This is a genomic window from Collinsella aerofaciens (assembly GCF_902501475.1).
GTDB lineage: Bacteria > Actinomycetota > Coriobacteriia > Coriobacteriales > Coriobacteriaceae > Collinsella > Collinsella aerofaciens_AL.
In genome coordinates this window covers 202,781-216,729 of the sequence record NZ_CABWIF010000011.1, presented here as the reverse complement: position 1 = coordinate 216,729, position 13,949 = coordinate 202,781, and the positions used below count along the sequence as shown (strand labels likewise).

The window sequence follows — 13,949 nt, the reverse complement described above, 5'->3', positions numbered from 1 at the left end:
AAACAAGAAAGGAACTGGATATGAACGCACACGATCTGATCAAAGAGGCAATTGCCGAGAAGGGCAAGTTCGACAGCGTCTACTGGATTGCTTGCGGTGGCTCCATGATCGATTTGATTCCGGCTCATGAGCTTCTGCAGCGCGAGGCAACCACCTTCACTTCGTACATCTATACGGCTCGCGAGTTCGATATCATGCGTCCGCGTCGTCTGGGCGAGAAGTCCCTGGTCATCGCTTGTAGCCACAGTGGCAACACCCCTGAGGTCGTCGAGGGCTGCGAGATTGCCCTTGCTGCCGGCGCTACGGTGATCGCCCAGACCGACAACGCTGGATCTAAGATCGACACCGGTAAATGGACCACGTGGGTCTACCCGTGGGGCGAGGGCGTGCCGCAGGCCGAGGTCCCCGCTGGCATTTCGCTGTCGCTTGCGGCCGAGCTGCTCGATCAGCAGGAGGGCTACGCCGATCTTGCCGATATGTATGCCGGTATCGCCGAGATGGATAAGATTCTTCCCCCGGCACGCGAGAAGGTAAATGCCGAGCTGGGCGATCGCTTTGCCAAGCTTTGCCAGGAGCACGAGTTCTTCTATATTCTGGGCAGCGGTCCCAACTTTAGCCAGACCTACGGTTTCGCTATCTGCTCTCTTATGGAGATGCAGTGGCAGCACTGCAGCTACATCCACTCTGCCGAGTACTTCCATGGCCCCTTCGAGGCTACTCAGGATGGCGTTTTTTACTTCCTGCAGATGGGCTCCAGCGAGTGCCGTGCTATGGACGAGCGCGCCCTGGCGTTCCTTAAGACGCATACCGATACGCTGATGGTGCTCGATGCCAAGGAGTACGGTATGGAAGCCGTGCCGGCGAGCGTCCGTGCCTATCTGGACCCGGTGCTGTTCTACGCCATGAACTGCGAGCTGCGTGCTGCACGCGGCAAGGTGTTTGATCACGATCCCGATTTCCGTCGCTATATGGGTGTTGTCGAGTACTAGAAGGGGCAAAGGCCATGGCATTTAACGTTAACGCGCTCGGATTTGGCGACAACGTCGTCGATCGCTACGAGCATATCCACACCATGTATCCTGGCGGCAACGCGGTTAACTTCGCCGTTTATGCCAAGAAATGCGGTGCCGCACGTTCTGCATACATGGGCATTTTTGGCAATGACGCCGCTGCCGAGCATGTCATTGCAAGCCTCGAGGATGAGGGTATCGAGCTTGACAAGTGCGAGCAGATGATTGGCGAGAACGGAGCGGCTCGCGTGACCGTCGTTGACGGTGACCGTGTCTTCCTCGGCTCCAACGAGGGCGGTATCCGTGGCGATGCGCGCTATGTCCTCGATCGCTTTGACCTTTCGTACATGAAGCAGTTCGATGTGGTTCATTCGGGAAACTATTGCTTTACCGAGCGCGAGCTGCCCAAGTTGAAGGCTGCGGGCGTCACGGTCTCTTTTGACTTTTCGGACGACTCTACCGACGAGTACTACGAGCAGATTGCGCCCTACGTCGATTTCGCTTTCTTTAGTGCGGCGGATGCTGCGAGTGAGGACGAGATTCGCGAGCGTCTGGCATGGGTGAAGGGCCTGGGTCCGCGTTTTGTGTCGGCTACGGCGGGCGCCGAGGGCTGCATTGCTTACGACGGCGAGCGTTATTACCGCCAGCTGGCTAAACCGGTAACGGACATGAAGGACACCATGGGGGCGGGCGACTCGTTCCTCACCTCGTTTTTGATGTGCTATCTCGATTCCGCCAAGCGCGGTGAGGATGGCGCCGAGGCCATCGAGCGCGCGCTCGACTTTGCTGCCGGGTTTGCCTCGACCGTGTGCGGCATGGAAGGTTCTTGGGGCCACGGAGCACCAATCGTCGAATAGCTTAAGAAAGCGTACGGCGGTCTGGCTATGAGGCCTTGGACAGCCGATGCAAAACAATAAGCGAAACGCGAAAAGGGGGCTCGCCATGTGGCGGGTCCCCTTTTGAACATTGGAGAAGACCATGGGTATTAAAGCGTGCGCGGCTGGTTTTTGCTGTGCGGACGTCTATCAAAACATCGGCGTGTTCTATCCGACTGGTAATGGCATTGACTGGGGTATCCATCTTGCACGAATGGGCGTTTCGGTATCCGCCGTGTCGGTTGTCGGCAAGGACGAGTACGGAGACAAGATGAGAGAGGCGCTGGCCGCTGAGGGGCTCGATATCTCACATCTGCGGGTGGAGGATGGCGACACCTCGGTGATGCTCATGGCATTGAAAGACGGCGTCGATCGCGTGCATCTCGAGGCAATCGATGGCGTAATGGAGACATATCGTCCGAATGAAGATGACCGGGCGTTTATCCTAGAGCATGACATCATTCATACCGACCTGTTTGGCAATTGTTTGGACCTCCTGCCCGAATGGCATGATGCGGGCAAGACGGTGGTTATGGACTTCTCGGTGTTCAGCCAGGATCCCGAATATGCCTGCGAGAATCATTTTCCTTACGTTGACTATGCATTCATGTCGTTTGAAGAGGACACTCCGGAGCTGCGAGACTGGGTACGCCACGTGCAGGAATTGGGACCGCGCGTTGCGGTTGCCACGCTTGGCGAGAAGGGAAGCATTGCCTATGACGGTGAGCGCTTCTATGAGTGCGGGATCGTACCGGCGGAGAAGGTCGTTAATACCGTGGGTGCCGGCGACTCGTATATTGCCGGGTTTACCAAGGGCGTGATCGATGGCCTTGATATTCCGGCGTGTATGAAGGCGGGCGCTGAGCTGTCGTCCCGAGTGATTGGTTCGTTTGAGCCGTACTAGGGTCAAATGCCTGGAAAGGAGTACGAAATGGTTATCGACATGTTGGTTCAGCCCATGCTCTACGGCGAGATCTGTACGCCGGGTGATGAGCCTGATGGATTCGGTTTTTGGTCACGAGAATTTGGTATGGGGCATATGGGTCCCATGGATTGGGACGAGCTTCAAGTTGAGATGGACGTCTGCGATGTGCAGAAGAGCTTGCTCATGCCGCTCGATGTAACCACGGCATGCGGAGGGCACTTTGGCACCAACGACCAGATTGCCATGCTGGTTGCCGCGCATCCCGATCGTCTGTGGGGATTTGCGAGCGTAGACCCGCAGGTGAGCGGTGCCGCAGACGAATTGGAGCGCGCCTTTACCGAGTTGGGGGCAAAGGGGCTTTGCCTGCATCCTGCAAAGCAGGGTTTTGCCCCCGATGATGCTGTGGCCGAGCCGCTTTACGAGCTGTGCGAGCGCTATAACAAGCCGGTGGTTTTCCATGCCGGTATGTCTTGGGAGCCTGGCGCAGAGCTCTCGCGCAGTAACCCGCTTGCATTTGAGCACACAATCGCAACGCATCCAAATGTGCGCTTTAGTTTGACTCACTTTGGCTGGCCCTGGGTACGCGAGACCGTGGCGATGCTGCTCAAGTATCCCAACTGCTACACGGACACCTCTATCACTTACATCGATTCGCCCGAGGAGATGATGCAGCGTCTTTTCACGGTCGATATGGGGCCGCTGTGGTATGAGCGCGCGCTATCGCACCAAGTGATGTTCGCCAGCAATACGCCGCGCTTCCGTGCATTCAAACTCAAGCGGGCGCTCGATACCGTGCCCATGCGCGATGATGCGCGAGAAAGGCTCTACTGGGGTAATGCCCTGCGTTTTCTTGAAGGGGATGAGTAAACATGGTGACGCTCGAGACATTGAGCTATCTATCGACTGCCCCGGACCAGTTCATCGATATTACCGAAGACGTGCACGCTGCCATCGAACGCAGCTCGGTGACCAATGGCTTGGCAGCGATTATTTTGTCGCATACGACCTGTGGAATCGTGGTAAACGAGGGGCTGCCCTGCGTGGAGACGGATCTTATGGAGACGCTTGATCGCATCGCCCCACTCGATGCCCCCTATGCGCATGCACACTTCCTGCCGAGCTATGGAGCCACCGGCAACAACTCCTGTGGGCATATCAAGAGCATGATTTGTGGAAACAGTTGCTTCTTTCCCGTCCAAGATGGCCACATCGTGTGCGGAAGTGCCCAGAACATCTATCTTGCGGAGTTTGACGGTCCGCAGAAGCGAAAAGTGTACGTCGAGGTGCTGGGGGAGTAACGTCCCTGCAATAACTCTATGAAGGAGCACGTTATGTCGTTTCTAACCTCGATGTTCAAGACCGAAAAGCCGGTTATCGGAATGCTGCACCTGCGTCCTCTGCCGGGCGATCCACTGTATTACCCGGGCGGAAGCGTGTCGCAGGTCGTGGAAGCCGCCAAGCGCGATCTCGAGGCGTTGCAGCAGGGCGGTGTCGATGGCATTTTGATTACCAATGAGCTCTCGATGCCCTATGAGCAGCACGTTTCTCCCTCAACCCTTGCATCGATGGGCTATGTAATCGGGGCTCTATCCCATGATCTGTCGACCCCTTGGGGAGCTGAGGCTATTTACGATGGTGATGCCACAATCGAGCTGTGCGCTGCCGTCGACGCGCAGTTCACACGCTGCAATTTTTGCGGTGCCTGGGCCGGTGATCTTGGGCTGATTAACCGAGATTTCGCTCACACCATGCGTCGCAAGGCGGCGCTGCGCTTGGACGACCTCAAGCTTTTTCACTTCATCACGAGCGAGGGGGAGGTTTATCTCAACGACCGCACGACTGCGGACATTGCCGATTCACTTCTCTTTAATTGCCTTCCGGATGCAATGGTCATCGGCGGTTCGGCTGCCGGTCGTGGCGCTTCGGGCGAGCTTGCCGATGAAGTCCGCGAGCGTGTTGGCGAAGTGCCTGTGGTATGTGGCACCGGTTGTCGCGAAAATACCGTGGCTGACGTATTTGCTCACTACGATGGTGCGTTTGTCGGCACGTGCTTAAAGCGCGACGGAAAGCTGGATGCCCCGGTCGATGTTGAGCGGGTAGCTCGTTTTATGGCTGCCGCTCGTACGGCGCGAGGGGAGTAGGCACCTATGGCGCTCTATCTGGGTATTGATATTGGGACAAGCGCCTCTAAAGGCGTTTTAATCGATGATCGATGCAATATCGTTTGCCAAGCCTCTTGTGGACACGAGACGGACAACCCGTGTGATGGATGGTACCAGCATGATGCGGAGGCAGTTTGGTGGGGCGATTTTTGCCGCTTGTCGCGCGAGCTGGTGATGCAATCGGGGGTTAACGCGGCGCAGATCGGATGCGTGGGCCTTTCCGCATTGGGTTGCGACTGTGTGCCGGTCGATACCGAGTGCAACGCGCTGGCACCCGCGATTTTGTATGGAGTCGATGCACGTTCGAAGCCGCAGATTGACGAGCTTCTTTCCGAATATGGGTCAGACCGCGCACGCGAGCTTTTCGGGCACGATCCCTGTTCGTCAGATATTGCTCCCAAGATCTTGTGGTTTAAGGAGAATATGCCCGAGGTGCACGAACGTGCCGCGAAGTTCCTGACGGCGTCGTCGTTTCTATGCGCAAAGTTGACGGGGCGTTTTACGGTGGACCGTTATTTGGCGGAGGATTTTCTTCCCCTATATGACCGCTACACTTGGAAGGTTGATGCTCGGGAATGTGCTCGTTTCTGCCGGCCTGACCAGATGGCGGAGGTAATGTCGGCTACCGATATTGCCGGGGTGATTACGCAGCGTGCGGCAGAGGCGACGGGGCTCGCGGCAGGGACACCTGTCTTAGTGGGAACGGGCGACTCTGGTGCCGAGGCCATTTCGACGGGTGTATCCCGTCCCGGCGATATGATGGTTCAGTTGGGGAGTACGGCGTATTTCATCTACCTAGCTGATCATATGATCGATGATGCCCGCCTGTGGCCAGGGACGTTTATCATTCCCGGAACTTACGGGATCTGCGCGGGGACCAATACGGCGGGTGCGCTCACATCGTGGCTGCGCCAAGAGCTGTATCGTGATGCCGTGGAGGCCGAGGACCACGGTGGCCCCGATGCATATTCGGTTATGGCGCATGATGCCGCCGACGTGGCGCCGGGTGCCGATGGGCTCCTGTGTCTGCCGTACTTTGCGGGGGAGCGTACTCCGCTCAATGATCCCGCGGCGCGTGGCGTCTTCTTTGGCCTGACCGGAAGGCATACGCGAGCCCATATGGTTCGCGCCGCCTTGGAAGGCGTCGCGTATACTGTTGCATCCCATGTCGACATTATCGAGCGAGAGCATGGTCTGCCAATTGGGCGCATTATGCTTGTCGGAGGTGGAACCAAGAATCCAGTTTGGATGCAGGCTATCGCCGACGTATGCGGGCGCGAGGTCTCGGTTGCCAAGGTTACGGTGGGCGCATGCTTCGGTGATGCCATCATGGCAGCTCTCGCAGGTGGCGCTTATGCATCATGGGATGAACTCGCCCGAGTCCTTGGCGTTGCGCAAACAATCGAGCCCGATATGGCTGCCCACGGGTTGTATGCGTCGCGTCGTCATATCTTTGACGAATTGTATGCACGCAACCGTGATCTCATGCACGAATTGGTGTAATGCTGCCGAACTGTACTGCCTACCAATAGGGACTGCGTTGTGCGATTCGCATGCCCCGTGGCATTTTTGCCCACAGGGATTAGCTAAGGCCAAAAACAGAGTGCGCATTTGCTAAAACTACCGACTCGATGCGCTTTGCGTCACAGTTTTTGAGTGAGGCAATGCGTATCGAGGTCCTTGTGAGCGATCTGATGAGCGACTGCGCGCTTGTTTCTGTGTTTGGCTCGGCCGGCGCATCGGTCTCGAGCAGTAGACGGTCGAGTGGAATCTGTCGTGCGTATTCGCGTCCTCGTTTAGATGCGAGCATGCGTTCGTTGACGGAAAAATAACAGCCCGCATTACGCGCGCGGACGAGTTCGTCCGAAGTACCGCTAAACCAGTGGAAGATGATAACGGGGGAGTCGGGGTTTGGGATGAGTAGCCCATGCGATTCGAGGACGTCCAGTACGGCTCCTGCCGAACGAACGGCGTGAATTGATATCACGCGCCCGGTAAGAGGATGCTGCACGAGCGCATCGCAGAGCCGGTCAAATGCCTGTATTTGTAGCGGCTCACTTCCGGCAAAACGAGCGGAAAAGTCGAGCCCGATCTCACCGATGTAGCGCTCTTGGGCAGCAACTTCGCAAAGCAGATTGACTTCGGCAGGACCACAGTGGCCGTCGGCGAGCCACCAGGGGTGGAGGCCGACGCCGGCGATAATGTTTGGGTAGCAGCTGGCCTGCTTTTTTGCTGCCGTGAAGTCGCGTGGGTCGATGCCACAGTCAAAGAGCCCCAGACCCAATGCCGCCGACTCATTGGCCGTAGCATCGGGGCTGAGCATCAAATCAAGGTGACAATGCGTGTCAAAGAATCGCGGTTCCATCGCAGGGCATCCTGCTAGTCCAGACGTTGGCCATCGGAGCGTACGCGCTCAGTGCCGCGGCCGCTGATCTGGCGGATAACCTCGCCGGCAATCATCTGGCCCATGATGGGCGGCATAAAGCTGGCGGTTCCCAGCTCGGTGCGCTCGTGGATGTTGGAAGGGTCGCGGGGCTGTGTCTTAACCGATTCCTCGCAGCTAAACAGTACATGCAGGCTCTTGATTCCGCGCTTCTTGCATTCTTTGCGCATGATGCGGCTCATGGGGTCACGTACCGTATCGAAAATGTCGGCAAAGCGGAGGCACTCGGGATGGAGCTTGTTGGCCCCGCCCATGGAGCTAACCAAACGAATGTCGTGGTCCTGAGCATATTTGGCAATGGTGAGCTTGGCCGAGATGGTGTCGATGGCGTCGACGACGTAGTCGAGCTTGCCGTCCGTCTGCTCCAAAACGCTCGCGAAGAAATCATCGATGTTGTCGCTCAGCAGGTATTCGGTGCGTTTGATGACGGTAGCGGTAGGGTTGATGTCGTGAATCATAGCCTCCATGACGTCGACTTTGCGCTTTCCGATGGTGCTGTGAAAGGCGATGGCCTGGCGATTGATATTACTGGGCGCGATGATGTCCTTATCCAGAATGACGAAATGACCGATGCCGCCGCGGGCGAGTGCCTCGCAGCAGTTGGAGCCCACGCCTCCGCAGCCGAGCACCAGCACCGTAGCATCGGCGAGCTTATCGAGTGCCTCGCGGCCCATGATAATCTCGAGCTTGGTGTCGCGTGTCTCGATGGCGGCTGCGGCAGCGGTTTCGGTCATAAATATCCTCCGATGGGGAAGCGAATCGTGTTTTAGCTATCGTCATTATAGGTAATCGCCCATAGGTTGCGATGGCGTTTGCTTTGATGTGGTTTGAAGCATTGCGATTAGATAGTTAGACAAACATCTGAATATTGAGTATAGTGTGCACGTCATGAGAGATGATGAGAGGAGGTCTTATGCCGGGAGAGGGTTTTAAGGCGCTTGCCGATCCAACGCGACGGCGCATTTTGGAGTTGCTGCGCGAGGGCAATTGCACGGCGGGGGAGCTTGCCGAGCATTTCGATATCAGTAAGCCGTCGCTGAGCCATCACTTGGCGACGCTCAAAAACGCCGGGTTGGTGACCGACGAGCGCCATGGTCAAAACATCGTATACAGCTTAAACACCACCGTCATGCAGGATTTAATTGGCTGGTTTATGGGCTTTACAAACACTGGAGGTGATAAGGATGAATAACGAAAACAAGGGCATTCACCCCACGGGGGTATCGTCGCGCGTGTGGATTGCGCTGGTCGCTCTGTGCGTCGCCAATGTCGTAGCGCACCTCATGGTGATGCCGAGCTTGCCTACGCAGATTCCCACGCACTGGGGCGCGAACGGCGCCGTCGACGGTTGGGGTCCTAGCTGGATGGCCTCCGCGCTCGGCGTGCTGCCTCTGGCGCTTCTCGCAATGTTCCGCATGGTGCCGCGCATCGACCCCAAAGGTGAGGCATATCGAACTTCGGGCAAGTTCTACCAGGGCTTCGTAATCGCCTTCACCTTGTTCATGTGCGCCATAAGCTGGCTGGGAGAGCTTACGGTCTGGGGCGTGGTGCCGGCGGCCGGTTCGGTTAACGTGCTGATTTCCGGTGTTGTCGGTTTGCTATTCATCGGCGTAGGCAACTACTTGCCGCGTGTGAAGCAGAACTATACGCTCGGTATCAAGACACCTTGGGCGCTTGCCGATCCCGAGAACTGGCGCCGTACTCAGCGTTTTGGCGGCGCCTGCTTTATGGTGCTGGGTATTGGCCTGATTGTGATGGGCGTGGCAGGCAGCGTGCTTTCGAGTGAAGTCGTCGCCGCGGTGATTGCGGTTCTGGCGTTTGGTTCGGTTGGAGCCGTCTACGTCTACTCGTATCTGTTGTGGCGCAAATCGCAGCGAGCCGCTCGTTAAGGTTGCGGAAAACTAGCGTACGCAGTTCATAGTATGTTCCGGGGGACTTTTCCCAGGTAGTATTAGGGGGTGTGGGCAACCATGCCCCTTTTTCGTTACGTTTCAGAGCTGGTTCCCTCATTTCGTTTCCACTAAAGCGAATCAAGAATAGGGAAACAGCAGGTAGAAAGGATAGAACAGGCAAATGGCAGAGTTTATCTACCAGATGTATCAGGCTCGCAAGGCCCATGGCGACAAGGTGATCCTTGACGACGTGACCCTGAGCTTCTACCCCGGTGCCAAGATCGGCGTCGTGGGTCCCAACGGCATGGGTAAGTCGACCCTGCTCAAGATTATGGCCGGCATCGAGGAGGTCTCCAACGGCGATGCCAGGCTCACCCCCGGCTACACTGTGGGCATCCTGCAGCAGGAGCCGCCGCTCGACGACGACAAGACCGTCATCGAGAACGTGCGCATGGCGTTTGGCGATATGATCGCCAAGGTCGATCGCTTCAATAAGATCGGCGAGGAGATGTGCGACCCGGATTGCGACATGGACGCCCTCATGGCCGAGATGGGCAAGCTCCAGGACGAGATCGACGCCGCCGACGGCTGGGATATCGATTCCAAGCTCGGCCAGGCCATGGACGCCCTGCAGCTGCCCGATTCCGACATGCCGGTCAACGTACTTTCCGGCGGCGAGCGCCGTCGCGTGGCCCTGTGCAAGCTGCTGCTCGAGGCTCCCGACCTGCTGCTGCTCGACGAGCCCACGAACCACCTGGACGCCGAATCGATCCTGTGGCTCGAGCACTTCCTGCACAACTACCAGGGCGCGGTGCTTGCCGTCACGCACGATCGCTACTTCCTGGATAACGTTGCCGAGTGGATCTGCGAGGTCGACCGCGGTCACCTTTATCCCTACAAGGGCAACTACTCCACGTATCTGGAGACCAAGGCCGCCCGTATCGAGGCGCAGGGCAACCGCGACGCCAAGCTCGCCAAGCGCATGGAGGCCGAGCTCGAGTGGGTACGCAGCTCGCCCAAGGCTCGCCAGGCCAAGAACAAGGCCCGTCTGGCTCGTTACGAGGAGATGGAGGCCGAGGCCCGCGCAAGCCAGAAGCTCGACTGGACCGACATCCGCATCCCCGTGGGCCCGCGTCTGGGCAACAAGGTGCTCGAGGCTCATCACCTGCACAAGGAGTTCGATGGCCATGTGCTCATCGACGACCTATCGTTCACCCTGCCGCGCAACGGTATCGTGGGCGTCATCGGCCCCAACGGTGTGGGCAAGACCACGCTGTTCAAGACCATCGTGGGCCTGGAGCCGCTGACTTCGGGCGAGCTCGAGGTGGGCGAGACCGTCAAGATCTCCTATGTCGATCAGAACCGTTCCGGCATCGACCCCGATAAGAACCTGTGGGAGGTCGTCTCGGATGGCCTGGACCACATGATGGTCGGTGAGACCGAGGTTCCGAGCCGTGCTTATGTGGCGAGCTTTGGCTTTAAAGGCCAGGACCAGCAGAAGCGCGCCGGCGTACTCTCCGGTGGCGAGCGCAACCGTCTGAACTTGGCGCTTACGCTCAAGCAGGGCGGCAACCTGCTGCTCCTCGACGAGCCCACGAATGACCTCGACGTCGAGACGCTGTCCTCGCTCGAAGCGGCGCTGCTCGAGTTCCCGGGCTGCTCGGTGGTCATTAGCCACGACCGTATGTTCCTGGACCGCGTCGCCACGCACATTCTGGCGTGGGAGGGCACCGACGAGAATCCGGGCAACTGGTATTGGTTTGAGGGCAACTTCGAGGCCTATCAGGCCAACCGCATCGAGCGCCTTGGCGAGGACGCAGCCCAGCCGCATCGTATTCACCGTAAGCTGACGCGCGACTAGATCGTTACGCGGTTTTCCAAACCGCGTAACTGCTCGACGCTGCGCGGGTCGCAAGCACCCCATCTTGCCGTTCAAGCCGTCGCTCGCGTACCGAAGTACGCGTCGCTCCTCTTTCACGGCAACCTGGGGCACTTGCGGCCCGCTCGCTGTTGGTTACGCAACATCAACAAATAAAAACGGCTCAAATCCTGATTTGGATTTGAGTCGTTTGTCGTTACTGCTCGGGTTCTTCGACTTTATCGATGGCCCAGGTGGATCCGAGGCCACCGGTGGTATTGCGGCGGATGCGCACGGCAACCTCGCGGCGCTCGCCGGCCTGCGTGTAGCGCAGGGGGAAGCTTGCGCGGTTTCGCGCGGCCTCGATGGTACCGCGCTCGCGGGCGATCCAGTAGTACTCGCCGACAATGCCGAGGGTATCGGCGCCGTAGGGGAGATAGGTCGACAGCTGGTGCAGAAGCGGGCCGGGGCAGAAGACCTCGGTTGCGAAATCGATGGGGAAGTCCTCGGGGATGGTCGGTGCTGCGGGTGCGGGGGTTGGGGCCGCTGCGGGTGCCGAAGCCGGTGCCGGTGCGGGAATTTGGCCGCAAGCAGAGGTGGGCACGGATTCGATGACGGGTGCGGGCTCCGGCGTCGCTTCCGGCTTGATCGTGGAATCTGCGGGCTCCACGGTGACGGGCGCGTCTGCAGCTGCGGTTTCAACCTCAACCTGCGTCGCGTCCTCGTTCTCGACGCTCGACTTTGCTTCGATGGGCGTGGATGCCATGGTGGTGATGCCGGCGTTGGCGTTCTCGGGGTCATAGACGACCGTGAGCGAGATGGCGGGCTGCGGCGTCTCGGGCTCCGGTGTCGACTCGGTAGCGTCTTGATCTGCGGGCTCGTCGGACTGATCGTCCTCGGCCTCGTCGCCAAAGACATCGCTGTTTTGGAACGCAGACGGCTCGGGTTGGTCAGCGGCTTCTTCGGTTGTCGACTTGGGCGCTTCGTTGAGCTCCACAGTGGCTTCCTGCTCGGATATGACTTCGGAATCGGTCGTGGCGGCGATTTCGGTTTCGGCTTCTGCCGTTACCTCAATAGCGACTTCGATCTCTGTCTCGGGCTCGGGTTCCGGCGCGGCTTCAACCATGGCTTCGGGCTCGGGACGCTTAACGTGCTTGGGGCGCACGGCCTTGAGGTCCTTCTCACCGCGCTTTTTCTTTTTGTAGGACTGCTTGGCGCCCTTGGCGGTCTTGGGCTTGTCCTCGCCCTTGGCAAGCGCAGCATCCCAGGCCTCGTTGGCGATGACCGTGGCATACAGGCGGCCGCCTTTAAAGACGGTCAGCTTAATGCAGTCGTCGAGCTCCTTGAGCAGCTCGCGCGTGGACTCGAAGCCCAGGTCATAAGCGGTCATGTCGCCAGCGGCGAGCGCCTCCTCGACCTGCGTCATAAACGTTTGCTTGCCACATCCAATCGCATCGCGCAGCAGGCGATACAGATAGATGTGGTTGCCCAGCGAAAGCGTGGGCCTAACTATTGTCTTGCTCATGGCAAATCTCCTCTTTACACATGTAAAGCATCTTACCATCGCATAGCGTTCGCCATGGCGGCGCCCAAGGCAAACGGGCGCGAACCGCTTTCGATTCGCGCCCGTTGCACAGGTCGGTTATCTATGAGAGGCAAACGTGCTTAGTTGCCCGATGCCGTGCCTTGGCTCGAGTTGTCAGATGCCGTGCCGGAAGCGGTTCCGCTCGAGCTGTTGGTGTTGTTACTGTCTGCCGTGCCCGTTCCCGACGTGGTGTCGCTCGTCTGGCCTCCCGTGTTCGGCTGTGAACCGTCAGTCGTTTGGCTTGAGTCGGTCGTGCCGGACGGCGTGCCACTGTTGGCCGTAGAGGAATCGGTGCCCTGCGATTGGTTTTGGGTGTTCGAGGACGAATTGGCAGAGGTAGGACTGTCTTGCGTGTCGTCCGTCTGTGCCTGCTGATCCTGCGACTGGGTGTTGCCATTTGCATCGCTCTCGGTCGTGCGCGACGACAGGATTGGCTCGGGACGCTCGCCCAGACCCTCACCGGCAGTGGTGATAAGGATGGCGCCGGCGCAGGCGATGACCGCGACGATGGCGATAGCGATCGAGAAGACGATGACCTTCTTTTGCGTCTGGCTGCGCTCTGCCGCCGCCTTGGCGCGCAGGCTGTTGGGGGCGACGCGCGCCGTGGTCGCGCGTCCCGCAACCTGGCGCATCTCCTGCGTGGTCGCGGCGCCACCTAGGTGCTCCTCGACATCGGGCTCAACGGGCTCGTAGGCGCCGGCAGGGTAGTCGACAGCGGCATGCGTGCCCTTGATTGCTTCGGCGCTGGCGGAGATAAAGTGGCGATAGACCTGCGAGGACACAACAGTGATGACTGAGCTCACAGCGGCACCAATCACCGAGCCGGCAATGCCGATCTTTGAAGCAAGCGCCACGCTCGTGGCGGCAGCTGCGGCGCCGGCGATGATCTGGGGAATGGAAATGTCGTCAAACAGGCCCTTTTTGGGCGCGATGGCCATGGTCTGTCCGATGGAATGGTTTTCGTGCACGCCGTTGTTGAGCGATGCCGGCGTCATGACGCGCGTGCGTGGCGCGTCGGTGTACTTGGTTGTCATACGGGGTCCTCCCGGTGTAAATCTGCTTCGTTTCGTGTAGCCATCAGGGTACCCACCAGATGTGAATCGTACGTGACATTTAACAGATACCATCAACTCATCAATTGCTCACCAAGTTGGTGGGATGCGGTTCCACCCGGCGGTTGAACTACAATAGGACTTGCT

At 58.6% G+C, this 13,949-nt stretch carries 14 protein-coding genes; 10 read left to right on the top strand and 4 right to left on the bottom strand.

All coding sequences use genetic code 11. The features are described 5' to 3' along the window. Positions 1-20: 20 nt before the first annotated feature. The 7 genes from GDJ93_RS03830 (at position 21) to GDJ93_RS03800 (ending at position 6,475) form a co-directional block, all read left to right on the top strand. Positions 21-989, top strand: a complete 969-nt coding sequence (locus GDJ93_RS03830; protein ID WP_117800382.1) for an SIS domain-containing protein — start codon at positions 21-23, stop codon at positions 987-989. Positions 990-1,003: 14 nt separating this feature from the next. Continuing rightward, positions 1,004-1,867 carry a PfkB family carbohydrate kinase gene (locus GDJ93_RS03825; RefSeq protein WP_035138847.1) on the top strand — a complete coding sequence of 288 codons (864 nt, stop codon included), beginning with the start codon at positions 1,004-1,006 and terminating at the stop codon, positions 1,865-1,867. Positions 1,868-1,988: 121 nt separating this feature from the next. After that, complete coding sequence (frlD, locus tag GDJ93_RS03820) at positions 1,989-2,789, top strand: fructoselysine 6-kinase (protein ID WP_006234358.1); 801 nt, start codon at positions 1,989-1,991, stop codon at positions 2,787-2,789. Positions 2,790-2,816: 27 nt separating this feature from the next. Next, complete coding sequence (locus tag GDJ93_RS03815) at positions 2,817-3,677, top strand: amidohydrolase family protein (RefSeq protein WP_226812449.1); 861 nt, start codon at positions 2,817-2,819, stop codon at positions 3,675-3,677. 2 nt (positions 3,678-3,679) lie between these two features. Next, a complete protein-coding gene (locus GDJ93_RS03810) occupies positions 3,680-4,108 on the top strand; it encodes a secondary thiamine-phosphate synthase enzyme YjbQ (protein WP_006234356.1) in 429 nt (142 codons plus the stop codon). A 33-nt stretch (positions 4,109-4,141) separates the two neighbouring features. Further along, entirely contained in the window at positions 4,142-4,951 is an 810-nt protein-coding gene (locus GDJ93_RS03805) for a BtpA/SgcQ family protein (protein WP_117786628.1), read from the top strand. A 6-nt stretch (positions 4,952-4,957) separates the two neighbouring features. Next, entirely contained in the window at positions 4,958-6,475 is a 1,518-nt protein-coding gene (locus tag GDJ93_RS03800) for an FGGY-family carbohydrate kinase (RefSeq protein ID WP_152067799.1), read from the top strand. 79 nt (positions 6,476-6,554) lie between these two features. On the opposite strand, the gene GDJ93_RS03795 is transcribed toward GDJ93_RS03800, so the two are convergent. Further along, positions 6,555-7,337, bottom strand: a complete 783-nt coding sequence (locus GDJ93_RS03795; RefSeq protein ID WP_152067798.1) for a TatD family hydrolase — start codon at positions 7,335-7,337, stop codon at positions 6,555-6,557. A gap of 14 nt (positions 7,338-7,351) precedes the next feature. Next, positions 7,352-8,149 (bottom strand): tRNA threonylcarbamoyladenosine dehydratase, encoded by a 798-nt coding sequence (locus tag GDJ93_RS03790; protein ID WP_152067797.1) that lies wholly within the window; start codon positions 8,147-8,149, stop codon positions 7,352-7,354. Positions 8,150-8,328: 179 nt separating this feature from the next. Here GDJ93_RS03790 and GDJ93_RS03785 point away from each other — a divergent pair, with 179 nt between their 5' ends. From GDJ93_RS03785 to ettA, 3 genes are all read left to right on the top strand, one after another. Then, the gene (locus GDJ93_RS03785) at positions 8,329-8,607 is read left to right on the top strand and encodes an autorepressor SdpR family transcription factor (protein ID WP_152067796.1); all 279 of its coding nucleotides are present in this window, start codon (positions 8,329-8,331) and stop codon (positions 8,605-8,607) included. Then, positions 8,600-9,304: an SdpI family protein gene (locus GDJ93_RS03780; protein ID WP_152067795.1), complete on the top strand. Its 705-nt coding sequence runs from the start codon at positions 8,600-8,602 to the stop codon at positions 9,302-9,304. Before GDJ93_RS03785 ends, GDJ93_RS03780 begins: the two co-directional genes overlap by 8 nt. Before the next feature lie 184 nt (positions 9,305-9,488). After that, entirely contained in the window at positions 9,489-11,168 is a 1,680-nt protein-coding gene (gene ettA, locus GDJ93_RS03775; RefSeq protein WP_152067794.1) for an energy-dependent translational throttle protein EttA, read from the top strand. 214 nt (positions 11,169-11,382) lie between these two features. Here the strand turns inward: ettA and GDJ93_RS03770 are convergent, their stop codons facing one another. Continuing rightward, on the bottom strand, positions 11,383-12,690 hold the full coding sequence (locus tag GDJ93_RS03770) for a hypothetical protein (protein WP_152067793.1): 1,308 nt from the start codon (positions 12,688-12,690) through the stop codon (positions 11,383-11,385). Positions 12,691-12,830: 140 nt separating this feature from the next. After that, entirely contained in the window at positions 12,831-13,784 is a 954-nt protein-coding gene (locus tag GDJ93_RS03765; RefSeq protein ID WP_152067792.1) for a hypothetical protein, read from the bottom strand. Positions 13,785-13,949: the final 165 nt, after the last annotated feature.